The following is a 21,825-nucleotide window of genomic DNA, read 5'->3' as shown; positions in this document are numbered from 1 at the left end:
AGCTAGGCTCAATGCAGCTAATCAGTCAAGGCAGCTAATCGATGGAGGAGGCTGACGGATGGCCCGAATAGGCGAAAGCGCCGACCTGTTGAAGTGCTCTTTCTGCGGGAAAAGCCAGAAGCAGGTCCAGCAGCTCATTGCGGGCCCCGGCGTGTACATCTGCGACGAATGCGTCGAACTGTGCAACGAGATCATCGAGGAGCGCCTGGCCGAAGCCGGCGCCGAAGAGGGTGCCGGCGAGTTTGAACTGCCCAAGCCGAAAGAGATCTTCGGCTTCCTCGAGGAATACGTCATCGGGCAGGAAGCAGCCAAGCGCGCCCTGGCCGTCGCCGTCTACAACCACTACAAGCGCGTGCGTTCCCGCGCGACCCTCACGGCCGCCGACGCCATCCACGATGATGTCGAGATCGCCAAGTCGAACATCCTGCTGATCGGCCCCACCGGGTGCGGCAAGACCTATCTCGCGCAGACCCTGGCCAAGCGCCTCAACGTGCCTTTCGCCGTGGCGGATGCGACGGCCCTGACCGAGGCCGGCTACGTCGGCGAAGACGTGGAGAACATCCTCCTCAAGCTGATCCAGGCGGCCGACTATGACGTCAAGCGCGCCGAGACCGGCATCATCTACATCGACGAGATCGACAAGATCGCCCGCAAGGCCGAGAACCCGTCGATCACCCGCGACGTGTCCGGTGAGGGTGTGCAGCAGGCCCTGCTGAAAATCCTCGAGGGCACCGTGGCGTCGGTCCCGCCGCAGGGCGGCCGCAAGCATCCGCACCAGGAATTCATCCAGATCGACACGACCAATGTGCTGTTCATCGTGGCCGGCGCCTTCGCGGGCCTGGACGACATCATCTCGACCCGGGCCGGCAAGAAGGGCATCGGTTTCGGGGCGCCCCTCCACAGCAAGGGCGACGACGTCAACCTGTTCAGCGAGGTGCTGCCCGAAGACCTGCACAAGTTCGGGCTGATCCCCGAGTTCATCGGCCGGCTTCCCGTGGTCACGACGGTCACGCAGCTCGACCAGGTGGCGCTGATGCAGATCCTGACCGTGCCGAAGAACGCCCTCGTGCGCCAGTACCAGCGCATGTTCGAACTCGACGGCGTCGAACTCGAATTCGAGCAGCCGGCCCTCGAGGCCATCGCCGACCTGGCGGTGCTCCGCAAGACCGGTGCCCGTGGTCTGCGCGCGATCATGGAAGAGGTTCTCGGGCCGATCATGTTCGAGGTGCCGTCCAGCTCCGAGGTTGCGCGGGTAGTCGTGACCCGGGCCGCGGTTCTCGACAACGCCGAACCGACGATCGTGCTGCACAAGCCCCGCCGGGTGGAGAAGTCCGCCTAACCTCGGTTCTTCCCTGCCTCGCTGCCCCGCCACCCGCAGCCCCGCCTCCCTCTGACGCCGGAGATCCGAGTGCCAGCCCCTCTTCGCCGGCGTCGTGGCGGCCATCACCGGTTTCGCCAGCTCGCTCGTGCTCGTCATCGCGGGGCTGCAGGCGGTCGGGGCGAACGACGCCCAGGCCGCCTCCGGACTGCTCGCCCTGTGCCTGCTGGTCGGGATCACCTGTGTGCTGCTGCCGTGGTACTTCAAGATGCCGATCTCCTTCGCCTGGTCCACCCCCGGTGCGGCTCTGCTCATAGCGGCGGGGGAGACCACGAACGATTTCGCCGCCGCCGCGGGCGCGTTCCTCGTCTGCGGGGCCCTGATCGTGCTGAGCGGGCTGTGGCCGGCGCTCGGGCGGGACATCACCAGCATCCCCAAGACGATCGCGAGTGCCATGCTCGCGGGCATCCTGTTCCCGATCTGCCTGGCGCCGGTGACGGCATCCGTGCAACAGCCGCTGCTCGCGGTGCCCGTAGTCGTGGTCTGGCTGGTCGTGTTTCGGCTCGCGCGCCCCTGGGCCGTGCCGGCGGCCATGGTCGTGGCGGCGATCGGGGTTGCCCTCAGGCGGGCACGGACTGGCTGACCGCCTCGTCGTCCGCACCCGGCCTGGTCTTCACCCCGCCCGTGTTCGACCCGGTGGTCATCGTGAGCCTCGGGCTCTGGCTCGGCGGCGGCCGGCCTCGCACCGCTCCCGTCGGTGCCTCCTGACCAATTCGACGGAGATTTTGCCCAAATCGAGCCCCAGCAGCCCGGAAAGCTGTTTTTAGAGCAGTATCTCCGTCGAATTGGTTCACGGGCGGGGTGATCGGAGCCGGGGCCGGTGCCGGGGCCGGGACCGGCGCCGGGCCGGCTGCCGCTAGTTCAGGCCGCGCCGGTCGAGGAGCGGCTGGATGCCCGCGTCCCGTCCCCGGAAGTCCCGGTAGGCCGCCAGCGGGTCGGCGCTGCCGCCCACACCGAGCAATCGACGGCGAAACCGATCCCCGTTGGCCCGCGTGAGCCCGCCGTTGTCCTCGAACCATTCCCCGGCGTCGGCGTCCTGCACCTCGCTCCAGATGTACGAGTAGTAGCCGGCGTCGTAGCCGCCCGCGAACGTGTGGGCGAAGTAGGTGCTGGCGTAGCGCGTGGGCACGGCCGGGTTGTCCAGGCCCGCGGCGGTGAGCGCGGCGGCCTCGAACGCGGCGACATCCGTCACCGTGTCGTCGGCGTCGATCCGGTGCCAGGCCTGGTCGAGCAGCGCGGCGGCCAGGTATTCACTGGTGGAGAAGCCCTCGTTGAAGGCGGTGGAGTCCTGGATCCGGTCGACCAGGTCCTGCGGCATGGCCTCACCGGTCTCGTGGTGAACGGCGTAGTGGGCGAGCACCTCCGGCCACAGCATCCACATCTCGTTGACCTGGCTCGGAAATTCGACGAAGTCTCGGTAGACGTTCGTGCCCGCGAACTTCGGGTAGGTGACCCGCGCGAACAGCCCGTGCAGCGCATGCCCGAACTCGTGGAACAGGGTGGTGACCTCGTCGAAGCTGAGCAGGGTGGGTTCGCCCGCGGCCGGCCGGGGCACGTTCAGGTTGTTGCAGACCACCGCCGACGAGTCCAGGAGCGCCGACTGCGAGACCAGCGAGTTCATCCACGCGCCGCCCCGCTTGGAGTCGCGGGTGTAGAAGTCGCCGATGTACAGGCCGACGGGGGAGCCGTCGGCCTCAGTCACCTCGAACACGCGGGCCTCCGGATGCCAGGCGACCAGGTCGGGGCGCTCGGTGAACGTGACCCCGTACAACCGGCTCGCCGCGTAGAACACGCCGTCGCGCAGCACCCGCTCGAGCTCGAAATAGGGCCGCATGGCCGCGGTGTCCACATGATACCGGGCCCGGCGCACCTGTTCGGTATAGAACGCCCAGTCCCACGCGGCGAGCTCGAAACCGCCGCCGTCCTGGTCGATCCGGGCCTGCAAGTCGGCCTGCTCGACCAGGGCGTTACGGGCCGCAGCGGGTGCCAGGCGCCCGAGCAGGTCGGCGATGGCCTGCGGCGTCTTCGCGGTCTGGTCGGCGGTCACCGCGGCCGCGTGGCTGTCGAAGCCGAGCAGCCGGGCGCGTTCGGCGCGGAGCCGGGCGATCGACAGCACCAGCTCGCGATTGTCGTGGTCGCCGCCACGGATGCCGCGGGACCGCGAGGCCGCCAGCAGCCGCTCCCGCACGCCGCGGTTCGTGAGCTGAGCCAGATACGGGTGACCGGTCGGCAGCACGAGGGTGATCACGTACCGGCCCGGCAGCCCGCGCTCCGTCGCAGCCTCCGCCGCGGCCGAAATCTGCCCGGCGGTGAGGCCGTCGAGCTCGGCGACGTTCTCGAGCACGAGGGCCAAATCGTTGGTGTCGGCCAGCAGGTTCTTCTCGAACCGGGTGGTCGCCGTGGAGAGCCGTGCGTTGTAGTCCCGCAGCTCGGCCTTGGCGGCGTCGGTCAGGCCCGCGCCGGCGAGCGTGAACTCCGTGTGGTATCGCTCGACCAGGTAGCGCGATTCCGCGTCCAGCTGCAACCGGTCCAGCTGCGCGTGCAGGGCGGCCACCCGAGCGAAGAGCTCCGGGTTCAGACGGATGGCGTCCGCGTGCGCGGCCAGCAACGGCGCCAGCTCCTCCTCGAGCGCGTCGGTCAGCTGGTTCGAGTCCGACGAGCTGCGGTTGAAGAACACCGCCGCCACCCGGGTGAGCAGTTGCCCGCTAAGTTCGAGCGGCACCATGGTGTTGTCGAACGTGGGCGCATCCGGAACCCCGCAGATCGCCGCAACCTCGAGGATCTGCTCCGCCATTCCCTGCAGGAAAGCGGGCCGGTAGTGCTCCTCCCGGATCATCCCGAACGGGGGCAGCTCGTAGGCCAGCGTGCTGGGGCTGAAGAAGGGGTTCATCCGCTCACCCTGCCACACCGGTTGCCCCCGCGCGAATAGGATCTGTTCATGACCGACGAGCCGGACCGCCAAGAGACCGCGCAGCGAGAGCAGTACACGCACGGGCACCACGAGAGCGTGCTGCGCTCGCACACCTGGCGCACCGTGGCGAATTCGGCGGCCTACCTGGTTCCGCACCTGTCGCCCGGCCGGTCCCTGCTCGACGTGGGTTGCGGCCCCGGCACGGTCACGGTCGACCTGGCGCGCCGGCTGTATCCCGGGCAGGTCACCGGCATCGACGCGTCGGAGCAGATCGTGCGTCATGCCGCGGGACTCGCCTTCGACGAGGGCGTGCGGAACGCCTCCTTCCACGTCGGCGACGCCTGCGCGCTCGATTTCCCCGACGAGAGCTTCGACATCGTGCACGCGCACCAGGTGCTGCAGCACCTGGCCAACCCGGTTGCCGCGCTTCGGGAGTTCCGCCGGGTGTTGAAGCCGGGCGGAGTCTTCGCCGGCCGCGACGCCGATTACGGGGGCGTGATGTACCACCCGAAGCTGCAGGGGCTCTCGCTGTGGCTGACGGCGTACCGGGACGTGCACTACTCCAATGGCGGCGACCCCGACGCCGGGCGTTCCCTGAAGGCGTGGGCGCGCCAGGCGGGGTTCGGCGCGGTGACGAGCTCGGCATCCATCTGGTGCTTCGCCTCGGATGTGGAACGTGAGTGGTGGGGCGGGTCCTGGGCCGACCGCGTGACGGAATCCGCCTTCGCCGCACACGCCATCGAGGTGGGGGCCGCCGACCTCGCCGACCTGAACAAGATGAAGGCCGCCTGGCTCCAGTGGGCCGGGGACCCGGACGGCTGGTTCGGCATCCCGCACGGAGAGGTCGTCGCCCGCAAGTAGCGGCAGAAAACCCTTCGCCGAACCGTGAGTAGCGCCCCCGTTTTCCGAATTTTAAGGGGCGCTTCTCACGGCTCGGCGGAGTCGGCCAGGCCAGAGCCAGGCCAGGGCCAGCAGAGCCTAGATCCAGTCGTCCTCGTCTTCGAGGGCGATCGCCGGTTGGGTGATCGTGGCGCTGTCCTCGGCCGGGTTGTAACGGATGACCGTGCCGTCGTCCAGCTCCAGCACGGGGTTGCCCTCGAGCCAGGTCAGCGTCCAGCGCCAGGCTTGCGTGTCCTCCGCCAGGGCCGTGAGCTCTTCCTCGACCGCCCTGACGGCGATCTCGACCACATGGGGCAGCCGTGCGGGCATCGGGCCGCCCAGCGGCCAGCGTGTTCCCATCTGCATGTTAGAGCTCGATCTCGTAGGTGACCCAGTCGGTGCGGGTGGCCACGTCGTCGTACAGGCGCTGCGCGGTCTCGTTGTCGGCGGCGGTCAGCCACTGCACCGTGGTCAGGCGGTGCGCCGCGGCGTACTCCTTGGCGAACTCGATCAGGGCCCGGCCGATGCCCGTGCTGCGGGATTCCGGCACCACGAACAGGTCGTCGAGGAACAGGCCGCGGGTGGCGGTCAGGGTGTTCGGAACCTCGCGGTAGTGGGCGAATCCGACGAACTCGCCGTCGTCGTCGACGGCAACGGCGCCGGTGAGCGACTCGTTCTTGTCGATGATCCAGCTCCAGACCTGGAGCGCTTTCTGGTCAGTCAGTTCGCACTTGTAGAACTCGCTGTAGCCCTCGAAGAGTCCCAGCCACGAAAAAAAGTCCTTGTCGCCGAGCGCGCGTACCTTGATTGACATTCGGTTCTCCTAGTTCTCCGGCACCGTGGCGAGCACGATGTCGGTGACAGCCAATTCGCTGCCTTCAATAAAAACCAACTCCGAGATACGGCCAACGGCACTCAGATCGGCGGCAGCCTGCCTGAGCAGGGCAATCTCTGCAGCCGTACCGCTAATTACAGCAGATTCGACGTCCGTTTTCTGGGAAGCCTTCGCATCGGTTTTTGCGCGGCGGATGCCGGTGAGCGCCCGGCTGGACAGGTCCAGCAGAGCGACGTTGCCGCCCTGCCCTCCGCTGAGCTCGGACTGGACGGGCCAGGCCGCGTGGTGGATCGAGTCTTCGGTGGACCAGGACCAGGCTTCCTCGGTCGCGAACGGCACGAACGGGGCGAACAGGCGCAGCAGGGTGGACAGCGCGGTGCGGAGGGCGGCGACCGCCGATGCCTGGCCGGGACCGGCCTCGCCGTAGGCGCGCTCCTTGACCAGCTCGAGGTAGTCGTCGCAGAACGTCCAGAAGAAGCTCTCGGTCAGTTCCAGCGCCCGGGCGTGGTCGTAGTCCTCGAACGCGGCGGTGGCCTGGCCGACCACGACGCTTAGCCGGGCGAGCATGCTCTGGTCGAGCGGCTCGCTGACGGGGGCCTCCGCGCCGCCGTCGAAGCCGAGGATGAACTTCGACGCGTTCAGGATCTTGATCGCCAGGCGGCGGCCGATCTTGATCTGGGTCGGGTTCTTGGGGTCGAACGCGGCGTCGGTGCCGAGGCGCGACGACGCGGCCCAGTAACGCACGGCATCCGAACCGTGCTGCTCGAGCATGTCCGCCGGGGTGACGACGTTGCCCTTGGACTTGGACATCTTCTTGCGATCGGGGTCCACGATGAAGCCGGACAGGGCCGCGTGCTGCCACGGCGAGACGCCGTGTTCGAGTTCGGCGCGAAGCAGGGTGGAGAACAGCCAGGTGCGGATGATGTCCTGGCCCTGCGGGCGCAGCGAGTACGGGTAGACGAGTTCGAACAGTTCGGGGTCGCGCTCCCAGCCGCCGGCCAGCTGCGGGGTGAGGGAGGAGGTCGCCCAGGTGTCCATCACGTCGACCTCGCCGACGAAACCGTTCGCCTGGCCGCGCTGCCCGGCCTCGTAGCCGGGGGCGGTGTCGGAGGACGGGTCGACCGGGAGCATCTCGCGGGTGGCGACGATGGGCTGGTCGAAAAGCGGGTTCGCGTCGGCATCCAGCGGGTACCAGATCGGCAGCGGAACGCCGAAGAACCGCTGGCGGGAGACGAGCCAGTCGCCGGTGAGGCCGTTGACCCAGTTCTCGTAGCGCACGCGCATGAATTCCGGGTGCCACTGCAGGTCGCTGCCGTGCGTGATCAGGCGGGCGCGCAGCTTCTCGTCGCGGGCGCCGTTGCGGATGTACCACTGGCGGGTGGAGACGATTTCGAGCGGTTTGTCGCCCTTCTCGAAGAACTTGACCGGGTGCACGATCGAGCGCGGTTCGCCGATCAGGTCGCCGCTGGTGCGGAGCAGGTCGACCACGGCCGCCTTGGCGGAGAAGACGGTCTTGCCGGCCAGCTGCGCGTATGCGGCCCGCCCGGCCTCGCTCGTGATCGCTTCGGGCGCCTCGGCGATGATGCGGCCGTCGAAGCCCATGATGGCGCGGTTGGGGAGGTCCAGTTCACGCCACCAGATCACGTCGGTCACGTCGCCGAACGTGCAGATCATGGCGATTCCGCTGCCCTTGTCCTTCTGCGCGAGGTGGTGGGCCAGGATCGGCACCTCCACGTCGAACAGCGGCGTGCGAACGGTTGAGCCGAACAGGGCCTTGTAGCGCTCGTCGTCCGGATGCGCCACGAGGGCCACGCAGGCGGGCAGCAGTTCCGGGCGGGTGGTCTCGATCTCGATCGCGCCGCCGCCGGGCTGGGCGAAGGAGACTCGGTGGTAGGACGCGGGCATCTCCTTGTCCTCGAGCTCGGCCTGGGCGACCGCGGTGCGGAAGGTGACGTCCCACAGCGTGGGGGCCATGGCCTGGTAGGCCTCGCCGCGCTCGATGTTGCCGATGAACGCCGACTGGGAGGTGACGAGGGAGTCGTTGCCGATCGTGCGGTAGGTCTGGGTCCAGTCGACGCTGAGGCCGAGCATGCGCCAGACGGCCTCGAACTGCTTCTCGTCTTCGATGGTGAGGCGTTCGCACAGCTCGATGAAGTTGCGGCGGCTGATCGGCAGCTGGTCGGCGGCCTTGGTGCTCTTGCCGTCGCCGCCCTCGAACGGCGCGGTGAAGTCATCGACGTAGGGCAGGGACGGGTCGCAGCGCACGCCGTAGTAGTTCTGCACCCGGCGTTCGGTGGGCAGGCCGTTGTCGTCCCAGCCCATCGGGTAGAAGACGCTCTTGCCGCGCATGCGCTGGAAGCGGGCGATGACATCCGTGTGCGTGTAGGAGAAGACGTGCCCGATGTGCAGCGACCCGGAGGCGGTCGGCGGCGGGGTGTCGATGGAGAAGATGTTCGCGCGCGTGGCCGAACCCCGGTCGAACCGGTAGGTGCCCGCGTCTTCCCAGGAGCCGCCCCACTTGGTTTCGAGCCCTTCGAGGGCAGGTTTTTCCGGAACGCTGGCGGCGGTCATGTTTCTCCGATTCGTATCTGCGGCACCGTGTCGGTGGTGAAGTGCCTGAGTATTGGGCGGTACCTAACTTACCGGATGTCCCGTTCCAGACCGATTCCGGGCCCAGCCCGGCGTTTGGGAGCCGCCCCCGGTCGGTCGGCGAGTGGCAGGATTGGAGGCGGAGAGGGGTACCGTGACCGGTCCAAATGATGACGACACGAGGCCTGACGGCACGCCGGATGGCGACGCCCTGGCCGGCCCGCGCACGCTCACGGATGCCCGCCGCACGGCGCTGCGCCGCAAGGTGCGCCTGATCGTCGGCTTCACGATCGGCTACAACGTGCTCGAGGCGGTCGTGTCGATCGCGGCCGGTGCCGCGGCATCCTCGACCGCGCTGGTCGCATTCGGCCTGGATTCCGTGATCGAAGTGCTCTCCGCCGCGGTCATCGCCTGGCAGTTCTCGCGCCGCGACCCCGACCGGTGGCAGAAACCTGCCCTCCGCGCCATCGCGGTCGCTTTCTTCGCCCTGGCCGGCTACGTCATCCTGAACGCCGGCCTCGGCCTCATCGGGGTGATCGAGGCCGAGCCCAGCCCGGTGGGCATCGTGATCGCCTGCCTGAGCCTGGTGATCATGCCGGGAGTGGCGGGCGTGGAACGCCGGGCCGGGACCGAGCTCGGCTCGAAGAGCGTGCTGGCGGACTCCCGGCAGCTGCTGCTGTGCGCGTGGCTGTCCGGGTCGGTGCTGCTCGGGCTGGTGCTGAACACGCTGCTGGGCTGGGCCTGGGCGGACTCGCTCGCGGCACTCGTGATCGCCGGCTTCGCGATCAGGGAAGGCGTCGAAGCCTGGCGCGGCGAGGCGGAATCCCCGGTCGCGCTCCTGTCGTAGACACGGTCGCCGCCCGTCCGTCCGTCCCCCCGGCCGCTCGCCCGTCCCCCCGGCCGCTCGCGGCGCAGGTTATTCCCGCGGGCGCAGGCTCGAACCTGCGCCGCGGGCCACAACCTGCGCCACGAGCGCGGGGTCGTGGAGTCCGGCTAGCCGAGGCGGGGGACCGCGCCCAGCAGGGCCCGGGTGTACGGATGCTGCGGCGCCCCGAAGACCTGTCCGGCCGCGCCCGATTCGACGATCCGGCCGTCCCGCATCACGGCCACCCGGTCGCTGACGTGCTGGATCACCCCGAGGTCATGGGAGATGAACAGCACGCTGAGGCCGAGGTCCCGTTGCAGGTCGTCGAGCAGGTCGAGCACCTGGGCCTGCACCGTGACGTCGAGCGAGGAGACGGGTTCGTCGCAGATCAGGATCTGCGGCTCGGAGGCCAGCGCCCGGGCGATGCCCACCCGCTGGCGCTGCCCGCCGGAGAGGGACAGCGGCCGCCGGGTGAGCAGGCTCGCGGGCAGGCCCACGGCGTCCAACAGCTCCCGGATGCGCCGGCCGGCGGCATCGGACCTGTCGACCGATCCGCCGCGGGATCGGAGGCCGTCGCGACCGCGGGACCGGCCGGCGCCGGTCGTGTCGACGGTCGTGTCGACGGTCGTGTCGACGGTCGTGTCGACGGTCGTGTCGACGGTCGTGTCGACGGTCGTGTCGACGGTCGTGCCGCCGGTCCTGCCGCCTACTGCGTCCCGCAGCACGTCGCCGACCGTGAGCCGGGGGTCGAAGGAACTGAGCGCATCCTGGTAGACCGCGCCCAACTGGGGGCGCAGCAGCCGCCGCGCCTTCTCGGCGCCGGCTCTCTCGCCGGCGACGCTGAACGGCTCGCCGAGCACTCGCACCTCGCCCGCGTCCGGCCGGGCGAGCGCCAGCACGAGCCGGGCCAGGGTGGTCTTGCCCGAACCGGACTCACCGACGATGCCGAGGGTCGTTCCCCGTTCCAGCCGGAACGACACGTCGTCGACGGCGGCCTGAACGCTGCCGTCGGGACGGGTGAACCGCTTGACCAGCCCGGTGGCCTCGAGCACGACCTCTCTGGCCGCGGCGGGAGCGGCCGGGTGCGCCCCGGCTTCGGCGTCGACCGCCCGGGCCGGCTCCGCGTCGCGCAGGGCCAGCTGCGCGGTCAGAGCTGGGGTCAGCTGCGCGGTCAGGCGCAGGCCGCGTGGTTTGTCCACGGGGACGGCCGCCAGCATCCGCCGGGTGACCGGATCCTCCGGCGCGGCCAGAACCGCGGCGGTCGGCCCCTGCTCGACGATGCGTCCCTCGGAGAGGACCGCGATCCGGTCGGCGATGCGGCCCACCACGGCGAGGTCGTGGCTGATCAGGAGGATCCCGGTGCCCCGGCGTTTCAGGTCGGCCAGGAGGTCCAGGATCTGGGCCTGCACGGTCACGTCGAGGGCGGTCGTCGGCTCGTCGGCGATCAGGAACGGCGGGTCGAGGGCGATCGCGGCCGCGATCAGGGCGCGCTGGCGCTGGCCTCCCGACAGCTCCCCTGAGCGTTTCCGGGCTTGGTTCTCCCCGTCGGGCAGCCCCACGCGTGCCAGCAGCTCGAGCACGCGCGCATGGCGGGCCGCGGCGCCCAGCCGGGTGTGCAGCCGGAGCGAGTCGGCGATCTCCCGGCCCACCGGGCGCAGCGGGTCCAGGGACACCAGGGCGTCCTGCAACACCAGGCCCACGTCGCGTCCGCGCCGGCACCGCCACGCGGCCTCCGAGATTTCCAGCACGCCGGACGCGCCGAGAGTCAGCTCGTCGGCGCGCAGCCAGGCGGTGTCCCCGGCGAGGCCGAGCAGGCTGCGCGCGGTGACGGACTTGCCGGAACCGGACTCGCCCACCAGGGCCAGGCACTCGCCCGGCGCGACGTCGAACGAGATGCCCTCCACCACCGGCGATGCGCCCGGTTCCGGGCCGAACCCCACGCTCAGGTTGCGCACGCGCACGACCGGCACGATCGGCGCGGTCGCGGCCGCGGCCGCGGTCGCGGGCAGGGCGGCTGCCGGCCCGGGTGCCAGGCTCTCCGCGCTCTCCGCGCTCATGCGTGCCTCAGCCTGCGGTCGATGCCGCGGCCCAGGGCCGTGGCCGACACCGCGGCGAGCACGATGAACAGGCCGGGGAAGAAGCTCATCCACCAGGCCGAGCCGATGTACGTGCGCCCGGCGGAGAGCATGGCGCCCCATTCGGCGGCCGGCGGCGTGGCGCCCAGCCCGAGATAACTGAGGGCGGAGGCCCAGACGATCGCCTGGCCGATCCCGAGGGTGCCGAGCACGAACAGGGGAGCGAGGGTGTTCGGCAGGATGTGGCGCGCCAGGATCCGGCCGCGACCCAGGCCGAGCACGGTGGCCGCCTCGACGAACGCGGACGAGCGCACCGAGACGAGCTGGGCCCGGATGATGCGGGCGTACCCGGGCGCCGTCGCCAGCCCGACCGCCACGGTCGCGCTCGCCACTCCGGGGCCGAAGACCAGGATGAACAGCAGCGCCAGCAGCAGCCCCGGAAAGGCGAACAGCACCTCGAGCAGCCGGTTCACGGTGAAGTCGACGACCGGGCCGAGCATCCCGGCCAGGGTTCCGAGCACGAGTCCGAGGCCCAGCCCGATCAGGGTCGCGAGGGTGCCGATCAGCAGGGAACTGCCGGTGCCGTGTACGACCCGGGTGAAGATGTCCCGGCCGGACTCGTCGGTGCCGAACCCGTGCACGAGCGACGGAGCCTGGAACGCGGACAGGGGATCGATCCCGAGCGGGTCCCCGGGCGCCACCAGGGCCGGCGCGAGCGCAGCCGCCACCAGGAACAGCGCGAACAGCCCGCTCAGCGTCTCGGCGACCCCGATCCGGGGTCGCCGGCCGCGCCGGGGCGGGTGGGCCGGGCGGGGCGCGCGGGCGGACCGGCCGAGGCCGGCCTGGATCTCCAGGTCGCTCATCGGGTGCGCAGCCGGGGATCGGCCAGGCGCTGGGCCAGGTCGGTGAGCAGGGTCATCAGGATGTAGCCGAGCGCCACGACCAGCACGGTGCCGACCACGACCGGCACATCACGCACCGTCACGGCGTTCAGCAGGGTGCGTCCGAGTCCGGGCCGGGCGAAGATCGTCTCGACCACCACCGCGCCGCTGATCAGGGACCCGAACGCCCAACCGGACAGGCTGATCGCCGGCAGGGCGGCGTGGCGCAACGCGTGCACCCAACGGATGCCGCGCTCGCCCTCACCCCGCGCCCGCGCCGACAGCACGAAGGGCGACTCCAGTGCGGCGAGCAGGGACTCCCGCATGATCTGGCCGAGGAACCCGGCCAGCGGGACCGCGAGGGTCAGCACCGGCAGCACCAGCCCGGCGGGCCCGGCCGTGCTCACCGGCGGCAGCCAGCCCAGCCAGACACTGAACAACACGATCAGCGCGGTCGCCAGCCAGAAATGGGGGAGCGCGGCGGACACGATCTCCAGCCCCGACCCGAGGAACCAGGCGAACCGGCCGCCGCGGGTCGACCAGGTCGCCAGCACGAGGGCGAGGAGCCAGGCCACGGCCAGGGCGAGCACCGCCAGCAGCAGGGTGCCGCCGAGCTGCCCGGCCAGAAGCGGGGCGACATCCTGGTTCAACGCGTACGAGCGGCCCAGGTCGCCGGTGACGAGCCGACCGAGCTGCGCCAGGTACTGCGTGAACACGGGCAGGTCGAGGCCGTACTCGGCGCGCACCGCGGCGAGCGCCGCCGGCGAGGTCTGCGAACCCGGACCGCCGAGGATGGCCTCGGCCGGGTCGCCGGGGATCAGCCGCACGGCGAAGAAGGTGAGCGTGGCCACCATCCACAGCACGAAGCCGGCCCCGACCAGACGCACCAGGATCAGGCCCGGCACGCTCCGGCGCAGGGCGCGGAGGGTGGACCGAGCCTGCGCCGCCGCGTCAGGCATGGGCTGTTCCCGGCATCCGCTACTTCAGCCACGCATCGTAGAACGTGGGCGTCGACACGGTCGGCAGGGCGCGGGCGCCGGTGACCTTCGCCCCGAGCAGGAAGTGGTTCTGCTGGTCGTAGAGGGGCAGGATGTAGTAGCCCTCGAGCACCTGGTTCTGCGCGTCCGTGTAGAGGGCCTTGCGCTTGGAGGCATCCGTGACCTGGCCGGCCTCGGTCAGCAGCGCGTCGATGGCCGGGTCGTTCACCTGCGCGTGGTTGGCGAAGTAGCCGCTGGGCGCGGGAACGATGCCGGCGGAGTGGAACAGGATCCGCAGCACGTCGGGTCCGACCTTGGTGTACGGCGCGCTGACGGCGTCGTAGTTGTTCTCGCCGAGGGCCGTGTACCAGCTGGAGAGGTCCATCGGGACCAGGCGCACCTCGAAGCCGGTCTTCTTCGCGGTGGCCTGGATCTGTTCGAACAGGGACTGCTCCGCGGGGATGGACTGGTTGGTGCTCACCGGGAAGGTGACCGTGAGCCGCACGCCGTCCTTGACCCGGTAGCCGCCCGCGTCGCGCTTCGTCCAGCCCGCGGAATCGAGGAGGGTGCCGGCGTCCTTCGGCTCGTATCCGAACAGTTCGGGGCGCGGTACCGCGAGGGACTCCGCACTGGAGAGGGCCGCGTAGGAGCGGGTGGCTGTGCCCTGGAACAGGCTCGCGACCGCGTCGTCGACATTGGCCGAGCGGATGAACGCCTCGCGCACGAGCGGGTCGTTGAACGGGGCGCGTCCGGAGTTCAGTTCGATCCGGTTGGAGGCGCCGGGGCGCGGTGCGTCGAGGTGACGGATCGAGTCGCCCTTCTCGGTCTGCACGATCGTGTCGGGCTGCGCGTTGTCGATGACGTCGACGTCACCGGACTGCAGGGCGGCGTACCGCGACGCGGAGTCGGGGATGAAGCGCCAGACGATGGAGTCGAGGTACGCCGATCCGCTGTGCGCGGCATCCGCGGGCGGAGAGGAGTAGCCGTCGTTCCGCACGAGGGTGATCGAGTCCTGCTTGACCCAGGTCTTGACCTGGAACGGGCCGGTCCCGACCGGAGCCGCGCAGTTCTCCTCCTGGCTGCGGGCTAGCGCCTGCTTTGATTCGATCGCGAGCCACGGCTGGCTCAGGGACTCGAGCAGGGCGCTGTCCGGTTCGCCGAGGGTCAGGCGCACCACGTTCGGGGCGACCGCCTCGGTACCGGTGACCTTCTGCAGCGCCAGGTAACCAGTCGACGAACCCGTCTTCGGGTCCTGGAGGTGAGCGATGTTGGCCTGCACGGCGGACGCGTCCAGAGGCGTGCCATCCGTGAAGGAGACCCCGTCGGCGAGCGTGAATTCCCAGTCCAGGCCGTCGGCGCTCTCGGTCCACGAGTCCGCCAGCCACGGGATGATTTTCCCGTCGGCGTCCCGGGAGACCAGGGACTCGAGGTACTGCGTGCTCACCAGCGCCTGCGGGTAGTTGCCGCCCACGTGCGGGTCCAGGCAGGTGGGTTCCGCGTCGCCGGAGGCGTAGGTGAGGGTGCCGCCGGTGACGGGCCCCTCAATCGTGGGAGACTCCGCAGGGCTGGCGCAGCCGGTGAGGAGAAGGCCGGCGGCGACCAGGCCGGCGACGGTGCGCGAAGCGCGGTGGGTGTGCCCCGAGGCGATCATGTCAGGTCTCTTTCCGCGGCGCGACTCGGCCGAGTGTGCAATTGTTGGACTCGGTCCAAGAATGTTCCGGACCGACCACCATCGTAGAACACGGAATCACCATGACGAATCACCCGCCGAGCCGAGTCGGGCGCCCGCGCGGCTCGTCCCGGATGATGCTCGAGGAGGCCGCGGCGGAACTCTTCCTCGAGCAGACCTACGCGGGCACCACGATCGAGCAGATCGCGCGGCGGGCCGGAGTGAGCCGCAACACCTTCTTCAACTACTTCGCCGCGAAGAGCGACCTGCTCTGGGTCGAGGTGGACGCCGGACTGGCCGGACTGCCGGCGGCGCTCGCCGAGTGCGCCGGCGCCGCCGGACCGGCCGAGGCGGTGTCCGCCGTCGAGCGGGCCCTGCTGCAGATATCCGCCGGGTTCGGGCCCGGTCACGTGCCCTGGGCGCTCACCCAGTCCGAGCTGATGGGCACGACGGGGGAGCTGGAGGCATCCGCGCTGTCCCGGTTCATGGCGCTGGTGACGCTGGTCGAGCGTTTCGTCCTGGCGCGCACGCCCGCCGGTGCCGAAGCGGCGCTGGTCGGTCGGAGTTTCGCGATGGCCGTGTTGGCCGCCGCGGCCGCCGCCGCCGGGGTCTGGGCGCGCGCGGGCGTCTCCCGCGGGCCGCTGGGCCCATATCTGCAAGCGGCCATCGCGCCGGTCTGCTCCGGCTACCGGGCCGTGCACGCCGCAGGCTAGAATCGTTCCTGCATGACTGTGATCCGGCCATCACCGGTGAGTCTTCGGAAGAACGGAACCGCCTCCGGGCGGCTTCCTGGTAGAACCGAACGGGTCGGGCCCGTCACAGCCTCAGAACAAGCGGTTGCCCGGGTCCACCTGCCCAGGCGGCAAGCGAGGTGGTACCGCGGCGGATCCCTTTTCGGGTTCGGCGTCCTCGTGGAACAGGGCGGCTCTGCACCAAGCAGAACCTGCCCGACTCGTCCAGGAGAAGCATGACGTACCCCAAAGGCCGGCACCCCGGTTCGGCAGACCAGCAGCCCGGCAGCACCGTTCCCTCGGGCAGCGTGCCCTCCGGCATCGTGCCGTCGCCGAGTTTCCCCCAGATCGAGACCGACGTGCTCAAGTTCTGGGCCGAGGACGGCACCTTCCAGGCGTCGATCGACAACCGGGCGGATGCCCCGGAGTGGGTCTTCTACGACGGCCCGCCCTTCGCCAACGGGCTGCCCCACTACGGGCATCTGCTGACCGGGTACGCCAAGGACCTGTTCCCCCGGTTCCAGACCATGCGCGGCATGCAGGTGCACCGCCGCTTCGGCTGGGACACGCACGGCCTGCCGGCCGAGCTGGAGGCCGAACGCGAACTCGGCATCACCGACAAGAGCGAGATCGAGAAGATGGGCATCGGCGCCTTCAACGCGGTCGCCCGCAGCTCGGTGCTCAAGTACACCAAGGTCTGGGAAGAGTACGTCACCCGCCAGGCCCGCTGGGTCGACTTCGAGAACGACTACAAGACCCTCGACATCACGTTCATGGAATCCGTGATCTGGGCGTTCAAACGCCTGCACGACAAGGGCCTCGCCTACGAGGGCTACCGGGTGCTGCCGTACTGCTGGCGCGACCAGACGCCGCTCTCCAACCACGAGCTGCGGATGGACGACGACGTCTACAAGATGCGCCAGGACCAGACCGTCACCGTGACGTTCCCGCTGGTCGGGGCGAAGGCGGAAGCCCTCGGGCTGACCGCCGTGCGCGCCCTGGCCTGGACCACGACACCCTGGACCCTGCCCACGAACATGGCGCTGGCCGTGGGGCCGCAGATCACGTACGCCGTCGTCCCCGCCGGGCCGAACGGCACCCCCGACGCGACCGTGCTGCGGGAGGCCGGGCCGGACGGCGGCGCGGCATCCGTCGCCCCGGTGTCCTCCGCCCGGGTCGAGGTGCTCGGCGCCGAATACCTGCTCGCGATCGACCTCGTCGGCAACTACGCCAAGGACCTCGGCTACGACTCCGCCGTCGACGCGCTGGCGGCGATCTCCCGCACGGTGCCGGGCGCGGACCTCGAGGGCGTCTCCTACGACCGCCTCTTCGACTACTACGCGGACACCGAGGTCTGGGGCACGCAGAATGCCTGGACGATCATCGTCGGGGACTACGTCACCACCGCGGACGGCACCGGGATCGTGCACCAGGCCCCCGCCTACGGCGAAGAGGACCAGAAGCTCTGCGAGGCCGCCGGCATCCCGGTGATCATCTCCCTCGACGCGGGCGGCAAGTTCCTCGCCGACGTGCCCGAGGTGGCCGGCCAGCTCTGGTCCGACGCGAACAAGCCGCTCACCCAGCTGATCCGCGCCGAGGGCCGCCTGCTCCGCCAGGCCAGCTACGAGCACTCGTACCCGCACTGCTGGCGCTGCCGCAACCCGCTGATCTACAGGGCCGTGTCGAGCTGGTTCGTGCGCGTCACTGACTTCCGCGACCGGATGGTCGACCTCAACCAGGACATCACCTGGGTGCCGGAGAACGTCAAGGACGGCCAGTTCGGCAAGTGGATCGGCAACGCCCGCGACTGGTCGATCAGCCGCAACCGGTACTGGGGTTCGCCCATCCCGGTCTGGAAGAGCGACAACCCCGACTACCCGCGCATCGACGTCTACGGCTCGCTGGACGAGCTCGAGGCCGACTTCGGCGTGCGCCCCACCGACCTGCACCGGCCCTACATCGACGAGCTCACCCGCCCGAATCCCGACGACCCGACCGGGCAGTCCACCATGCGCCGCATCACGGATGTGCTCGACGTCTGGTTCGACTCCGGCTCGATGCCGTTCGCCCAGGTGCACTACCCGTTCGAGAACGCCGACTGGTTCGACAGCCACAACCCGGCCGACTTCATCGTCGAGTACATCGGGCAGACCCGCGGCTGGTTCTACATGCTGCACACGCTCTCGACCGCCCTGTTCGACCGGCCGGCCTTCAAGAACGTCGTCAGCCACGGCATCGTGCTCGGCAACGATGGGCAGAAGATGTCCAAGTCGCTGCGCAACTACCCCGACGTGAACGAGGTGTTCGACCGCGACGGCTCGGATGCCATGCGCTGGTTCCTGATGAGCTCCTCCGTGCTGCGCGGCGGCAACCTGATCGTCACCGAGGAGGGCATCCGCGAGGGCGCCCGCCAGGTGATGCTCCCGCTCTGGAGCACCTGGTACTTCTTCTCGCTCTACGCGAACGCGTCCGGTGAGAACGGCTACGACGCCACCTGGCGCGCCGACTCCACCGACGTGCTGGACCGGTACCTGCTGGCCAAGACCCGCGACCTGATCGTGGACGTCACGAACGACCTGGAGAACCTGGACAGCAGCCTCGCGGCCGCCCGGCTGCGCGACTTCGCCGACGTGCTCACCAACTGGTACGTGCGCCGCTCGCGCGACCGGTTCTGGGCCGGCGCCGCGGCCGGCGGCTCCACCGAGGCGTTCGACACGTTGTACACCGTGCTCGAGACCGTCACCCGGGTCGCCGCCCCGATGCTCCCGCTCGTCACCGAGCGCATCTGGCAGGGCCTCACCGGCGGCCGCAGCGTGCACCTCACCGACTGGCCGGACGCCGACCTGTTCCCCGCCGACGCCGACCTCGTCACCGCGATGGACCAGGTGCGCACCATCAGCTCCACCGTGCTCTCCCTGCGCAAGCAGGCCGGGCTGCGCGTGCGGCTCCCGCTGGCGACCCTGACCGTGGTCACCTCCAACACGGCGGCACTCGCGCCCTTCGAGGGCATCCTGCGCGACGAACTCAACGTGAAGAGCGTGCGCCTGGTCGAACTCCAAGGCGACAGCGCGAGCGCCTACGGCATCACCTCCCGACTCACCGTGAACGCCCGGGCGGCCGGACCGCGCCTCGGCAAGCAGGTGCAGCAGGTGATCAAGGCCGCCCGATCCGGCGACTGGAGCGAAACCGACGGCGTCGTCACCGCCGGGGGCATCGCCCTCGCCGAGGGCGAGTACGAACTCGTGCTGCAGACCGGTTCGGGCGCCGAGGCCGACGCGTCCGAGACCGCAACGGATGCCCCCGCCCTGGCCCTGCTGGCCGGCGGCGGTTTCGTGCTGCTCGAGACCAGGACCACGCCCGTGCTCGAGGCGGAGGGCTTCGCCCGGGACCTGATCCGCGCCGTGCAGGACACCCGCAAGTCCGCCGGCTTCGAGGTGAGCGACCGCATCCGTCTGGACCTGGTCTTCTACTCGGACGAGGATGCCGCCACGTTCGCCCTGGCCCCCGGGGTGGACCTCGCCGCGGAGACCCTGGCCACCCGGTTCGCCACCCACGTGTCGACCGAGGTCCCCGCCGACAGCCTGGCCAACGGGCTGCCGTCCGAATGGCTGGCGGGCCTGGTCGGGTTCCCGGTCGAGCACTACGTGCTCTACACCGCCGGTCAGTACGCCAACCGCGGCACCGTCCTGGTCGCCGTCGCACGAGAGAACGGACTCGTTCATGTCTAAGCCCCGGCCGTCCGCGGCAGATCCCGACCGCGAGGCCGGCGACGCCGTCCTCGCCGCGCTCCTCGAGCGGGTCGGCGAGGGCGCGCCCCGGCCCCGCCTGGCGCCGACCCGGCGGGCGCTGGAGCTGCTGGGGGACCCGCAGACCGTGTACCCGATCATCCACGTCACCGGCACCAACGGGAAGACCAGCACGAGCCGCATCGCGGAGAGCATCGTGCGCGCCTACGGCCTGCGCACCGGTCTGCTGATCAGCCCGCACCTGGTGCGGCTGAACGAGCGCATCGTGATCGACGGGGAATCGATCACCGATGAGGCCCTCGCCGCGAACTGGGCCGACATCTCGCCGTTCCTGCAGATGGTGGACGCCGAGCTCGTCGCCGCCGGGGAGGGTGCGCTCACCTTCTTCGAGGCGCTCACCGTGCTCGCCTTCGCCTGCTTCGCCGACGCTCCCGTCGACGTCGCGGTGATCGAGGTCGGCATGGGCGGCGAGTGGGACTCCACGAACGTGGCCGACGGCCAGGTCGCCGTCTTCACGCCGATCGCCCTCGACCACACCCTGCGGCTCGGCGCCACCATCGCCGAGATCGCGCGCACCAAGGCGGGCATCATCAAGCCCTCCGCCTCCGTGGTCTCGGCCCGGCAGGTCGAGGAGGCCCAGGCCGAACTCGAGCGCGCCGCCGAACTGACCGAGTCCACCCTGGCCAGCGAGGGCGAGGACTTCGCGCTGCTGAGCAGCCAGGTCGCCGTGGGCGGGCAGCTCATCTCCGTGCGCGGCCTGGCCGGCACCTACTCCGACCTCTTTCTGCCGATGTACGGCACCCACCAGGCCCAGAACGCGGCCGTCGCGATCGCCGCGGTCGAATCCTTCCTCGGCGCCGGCGCCACGGCGCTCTCGTACGACCTGGTCGAGGAAGGGCTGGCCTCGGCCACCTCGCCCGGACGCCTCCAGCTGGTGGGCGTCGAACCGACCGTGCTGGTGGATGCCGCGCACAACCCCCACGGCGCCACCGCCCTCAGCGCGGCCCTGGGCGACTACTTCGACTTCGACGAGATCGTGGCGGTGGTGGGCATCCTCGCCGACAAGGACGCCGACGGCATCGTCACCGCGCTGCTGCCGTCGGTGAGCCGGTTCCACGTGACCCAGTCGCACTCCGAACGGGCGATCGGCGTCGACGACCTCGCCGACCTGGTGGCCGAGACCGCCGGCGAGGTGAGCACCATCCGCTTCGACGACCTGGCCGCCGCGCTCGACTCCGCCCGCGACTGGGCCCTGGAATCGCCCAAACGGGCCGTGATCGTGACCGGTTCGATCACGCTCGTCGGCGAGGCCATCACCCTGGCCGATTCCCGCGAATGGATGACCAAGTGACCCTCGCGCCCGAACCCGACGAGACGCCGGATCCCGGCGCATCCGTTCGCCCCGCCGTCCCGCGGTCGATCAAGCGCTCCCTGGCCTCGATCGTGCTCGGCTTCGAGACGATCGTGGTGATGCTCGGCGCGCTCGTGATCTTCGGGCTCGGCGCGCTGCCGCCGCTGCTCGCCCTCGGCGGCGGAGCGCTTTTGTCGCTGGCCATGGTCGCCGTGATCGCTCTGCTGCGCTACCCGTGGTCGTACGTGATCGGCTGGATCCTCCAGGCCATCGTGCTGCTCTGTGGCTTCCTCAACCCCGCCATGTTTTTTGTCGGCGCCATGTTCACCGCCATGTGGGCGTACTGCATGATCGCCGGTTCGAGAATAGACAACCAGAAAGAGAACTCATGAGCACCCAGGTCCAAGAAACCCTCGTATTGGTCAAGCCCGACGGCGTGGCCCGCAATCTCTCCGGCGAGATCCTGCGCCGGATCGAGCAGAAGGGCTATTCCCTCGTCGACGCGAAGCTGGTGCAGGCGGACCGGTCCCTGCTGGCCGAGCACTACGCCGAGCACCAGGGCAAGCCGTTCTTCGACTCCCTGGTCGAATTCATGGAGAGCGGGCCCATCCTCGTGCTGCGGATCGCCGGCGAACGCGTGATCGAGGGCTTCCGGTCCCTGGCCGGCACGACCGACCCCACGACGGCGGCCCCCGGCACCATCCGCGGCGACTTCGGCCGTGACTGGGGCACCCGCGTGCAGCAGAACCTCGTGCACGGCTCCGACTCGCCCGAGTCCGCCGCCCGCGAGCTCGCCCTCTGGTTCGACTAGCGAGACCCCCACCCGGTCCCCATCCAGGACCCCACCCCCACCCCATCCGCCGAGCCGTGAGTTTGGCCCCTCTTTTTCGTCTGCGGAGGATCGCAACTCACGGCTCGGCGACGTTTTTCGGCCGTGC

The 21,825-nt window shown here is 70.0% G+C and carries 16 protein-coding genes and 1 pseudogene; 9 read left to right on the top strand and 8 right to left on the bottom strand.

The annotated features are described in order from the left end of the window. Positions 1-58 precede the first annotated feature (58 nt). Both clpX and E3T42_RS13885 read left to right on the top strand, forming a co-directional pair. A complete protein-coding gene (gene clpX / locus E3T42_RS13890; RefSeq protein WP_134366583.1) occupies positions 59-1,339 on the top strand; it encodes an ATP-dependent Clp protease ATP-binding subunit ClpX in 1,281 nt (426 codons plus the stop codon). Between the two features lie 91 nt (positions 1,340-1,430). Next, positions 1,431-1,961 (top strand): annotated as a pseudogene (locus E3T42_RS13885) (benzoate/H(+) symporter BenE family transporter); the annotation flags it as partial. Between the two features lie 273 nt (positions 1,962-2,234). On the opposite strand, the gene E3T42_RS13880 reads toward E3T42_RS13885, so the two are convergent. Beyond that, positions 2,235-4,268 carry a M3 family metallopeptidase gene (locus tag E3T42_RS13880; protein WP_134403167.1) on the bottom strand — a complete coding sequence of 678 codons (2,034 nt, stop codon included), beginning with the start codon at positions 4,266-4,268 and terminating at the stop codon, positions 2,235-2,237. A 48-nt stretch (positions 4,269-4,316) separates the two neighbouring features. On the opposite strand from E3T42_RS13880, the gene E3T42_RS13875 reads away from it, so the two are divergent. After that, positions 4,317-5,150, top strand: coding sequence for a class I SAM-dependent methyltransferase (locus tag E3T42_RS13875; protein ID WP_134366108.1), 834 nt, complete (start codon positions 4,317-4,319; stop codon positions 5,148-5,150). 117 nt (positions 5,151-5,267) lie between these two features. On the opposite strand, the gene E3T42_RS13870 is transcribed toward E3T42_RS13875, so the two are convergent. Genes E3T42_RS13870 through valS form a run of 3 tightly spaced genes read right to left on the bottom strand, consistent with a single transcriptional unit; the run spans position 5,268 to position 8,574 of the window. Next, on the bottom strand, positions 5,268-5,528 hold the full coding sequence (locus tag E3T42_RS13870; protein WP_241976161.1) for a hypothetical protein: 261 nt from the start codon (positions 5,526-5,528) through the stop codon (positions 5,268-5,270). Positions 5,529-5,535: 7 nt separating this feature from the next. Beyond that, positions 5,536-5,982, bottom strand: a complete 447-nt coding sequence (locus E3T42_RS13865) for a GNAT family N-acetyltransferase (protein ID WP_134366110.1) — start codon at positions 5,980-5,982, stop codon at positions 5,536-5,538. Positions 5,983-5,991: 9 nt separating this feature from the next. After that, a complete protein-coding gene (valS, locus tag E3T42_RS13860; protein ID WP_134403165.1) occupies positions 5,992-8,574 on the bottom strand; it encodes a valine--tRNA ligase in 2,583 nt (860 codons plus the stop codon). A 172-nt stretch (positions 8,575-8,746) separates the two neighbouring features. Between valS and E3T42_RS13855 the strand changes: the two genes are divergently transcribed. After that, positions 8,747-9,439, top strand: coding sequence for a cation transporter (locus E3T42_RS13855; protein WP_338145000.1), 693 nt, complete (start codon positions 8,747-8,749; stop codon positions 9,437-9,439). A 146-nt stretch (positions 9,440-9,585) separates the two neighbouring features. Here E3T42_RS13855 and E3T42_RS17490 read toward each other — a convergent pair whose 3' ends face one another. From E3T42_RS17490 to E3T42_RS13835, 4 genes are read right to left on the bottom strand one after another with little or no spacing between them, the layout of a single operon-like run. Further along, the gene (locus E3T42_RS17490; RefSeq protein ID WP_134403164.1) at positions 9,586-11,514 is read right to left on the bottom strand and encodes an ABC transporter ATP-binding protein; all 1,929 of its coding nucleotides are present in this window, start codon (positions 11,512-11,514) and stop codon (positions 9,586-9,588) included. Then, positions 11,511-12,395: an ABC transporter permease gene (locus tag E3T42_RS13845; protein WP_134366113.1), complete on the bottom strand. Its 885-nt coding sequence runs from the start codon at positions 12,393-12,395 to the stop codon at positions 11,511-11,513. Before E3T42_RS13845 ends, E3T42_RS17490 begins: the two co-directional genes overlap by 4 nt. Next, complete coding sequence (locus tag E3T42_RS13840) at positions 12,392-13,372, bottom strand: ABC transporter permease (RefSeq protein ID WP_134366114.1); 981 nt, start codon at positions 13,370-13,372, stop codon at positions 12,392-12,394. The genes E3T42_RS13845 and E3T42_RS13840 overlap by 4 nt, the downstream gene beginning before the upstream one ends. A 19-nt stretch (positions 13,373-13,391) precedes the next feature. Beyond that, entirely contained in the window at positions 13,392-15,041 is a 1,650-nt protein-coding gene (locus E3T42_RS13835) for an ABC transporter substrate-binding protein (RefSeq protein WP_134403163.1), read from the bottom strand. 101 nt (positions 15,042-15,142) lie between these two features. Here E3T42_RS13835 and E3T42_RS13830 point away from each other — a divergent pair, with 101 nt between their 5' ends. The 5 genes from E3T42_RS13830 (at position 15,143) to ndk (ending at position 21,698) form a co-directional block, all read left to right on the top strand. After that, on the top strand, positions 15,143-15,772 hold the full coding sequence (locus E3T42_RS13830; protein WP_134366116.1) for a TetR/AcrR family transcriptional regulator: 630 nt from the start codon (positions 15,143-15,145) through the stop codon (positions 15,770-15,772). A gap of 254 nt (positions 15,773-16,026) precedes the next feature. Further along, positions 16,027-19,518: an isoleucine--tRNA ligase gene (locus E3T42_RS13825; protein WP_134403162.1), complete on the top strand. Its 3,492-nt coding sequence runs from the start codon at positions 16,027-16,029 to the stop codon at positions 19,516-19,518. Beyond that, positions 19,511-20,887, top strand: coding sequence for a folylpolyglutamate synthase/dihydrofolate synthase family protein (locus tag E3T42_RS13820; RefSeq protein ID WP_134403161.1), 1,377 nt, complete (start codon positions 19,511-19,513; stop codon positions 20,885-20,887). The genes E3T42_RS13825 and E3T42_RS13820 overlap by 8 nt, the downstream gene beginning before the upstream one ends. Then, positions 20,884-21,279 carry a DUF4233 domain-containing protein gene (locus tag E3T42_RS13815; RefSeq protein WP_241976159.1) on the top strand — a complete coding sequence of 132 codons (396 nt, stop codon included), beginning with the start codon at positions 20,884-20,886 and terminating at the stop codon, positions 21,277-21,279. The genes E3T42_RS13820 and E3T42_RS13815 overlap by 4 nt, the downstream gene beginning before the upstream one ends. Further along, a complete protein-coding gene (gene ndk / locus E3T42_RS13810; RefSeq protein WP_134366120.1) occupies positions 21,276-21,698 on the top strand; it encodes a nucleoside-diphosphate kinase in 423 nt (140 codons plus the stop codon). The genes E3T42_RS13815 and ndk overlap by 4 nt, the downstream gene beginning before the upstream one ends. Positions 21,699-21,825: the final 127 nt, after the last annotated feature.

The organism is Cryobacterium sp. TMT4-10, assembly GCF_004403275.1.
GTDB lineage: Bacteria > Actinomycetota > Actinomycetes > Actinomycetales > Microbacteriaceae > Cryobacterium > Cryobacterium shii.
Note: the sequence above shows the minus strand (reverse complement) of the source record. Positions and strands in the feature narration are given on the sequence as shown.

Bases quoted from the DNA above. Each gene is read 5' to 3' on its own strand.
- clpX (WP_134366583.1), top strand. From the start codon at position 59: ATGGCCCGAATAGGCGAAAGCGCCGACCTGTTGAAGTGCTCTTTCTGC.
- E3T42_RS13880 (WP_134403167.1), bottom strand. From the start codon at position 4,268: ATGAACCCCTTCTTCAGCCCCAGCACGCTGGCCTACGAGCTGCCCCCG.
- E3T42_RS13875 (WP_134366108.1), top strand. From the start codon at position 4,317: ATGACCGACGAGCCGGACCGCCAAGAGACCGCGCAGCGAGAGCAGTAC.
- E3T42_RS13870 (WP_241976161.1), bottom strand. From the start codon at position 5,528: ATGGGAACACGCTGGCCGCTGGGCGGCCCGATGCCCGCACGGCTGCCC.
- E3T42_RS13865 (WP_134366110.1), bottom strand. From the start codon at position 5,982: ATGTCAATCAAGGTACGCGCGCTCGGCGACAAGGACTTTTTTTCGTGG.
- valS (WP_134403165.1), bottom strand. From the start codon at position 8,574: ATGACCGCCGCCAGCGTTCCGGAAAAACCTGCCCTCGAAGGGCTCGAA.
- E3T42_RS17490 (WP_134403164.1), bottom strand. From the start codon at position 11,514: ATGAGCGCGGAGAGCGCGGAGAGCCTGGCACCCGGGCCGGCAGCCGCC.
- E3T42_RS13845 (WP_134366113.1), bottom strand. From the start codon at position 12,395: ATGAGCGACCTGGAGATCCAGGCCGGCCTCGGCCGGTCCGCCCGCGCG.
- E3T42_RS13840 (WP_134366114.1), bottom strand. From the start codon at position 13,372: ATGCCTGACGCGGCGGCGCAGGCTCGGTCCACCCTCCGCGCCCTGCGC.
- E3T42_RS13835 (WP_134403163.1), bottom strand. From the start codon at position 15,041: ATGATCGCCTCGGGGCACACCCACCGCGCTTCGCGCACCGTCGCCGGC.
- E3T42_RS13830 (WP_134366116.1), top strand. From the start codon at position 15,143: ATGACGAATCACCCGCCGAGCCGAGTCGGGCGCCCGCGCGGCTCGTCC.
- E3T42_RS13825 (WP_134403162.1), top strand. From the start codon at position 16,027: ATGACGTACCCCAAAGGCCGGCACCCCGGTTCGGCAGACCAGCAGCCC.
- E3T42_RS13820 (WP_134403161.1), top strand. From the start codon at position 19,511: ATGTCTAAGCCCCGGCCGTCCGCGGCAGATCCCGACCGCGAGGCCGGC.
- ndk (WP_134366120.1), top strand. From the start codon at position 21,276: ATGAGCACCCAGGTCCAAGAAACCCTCGTATTGGTCAAGCCCGACGGC.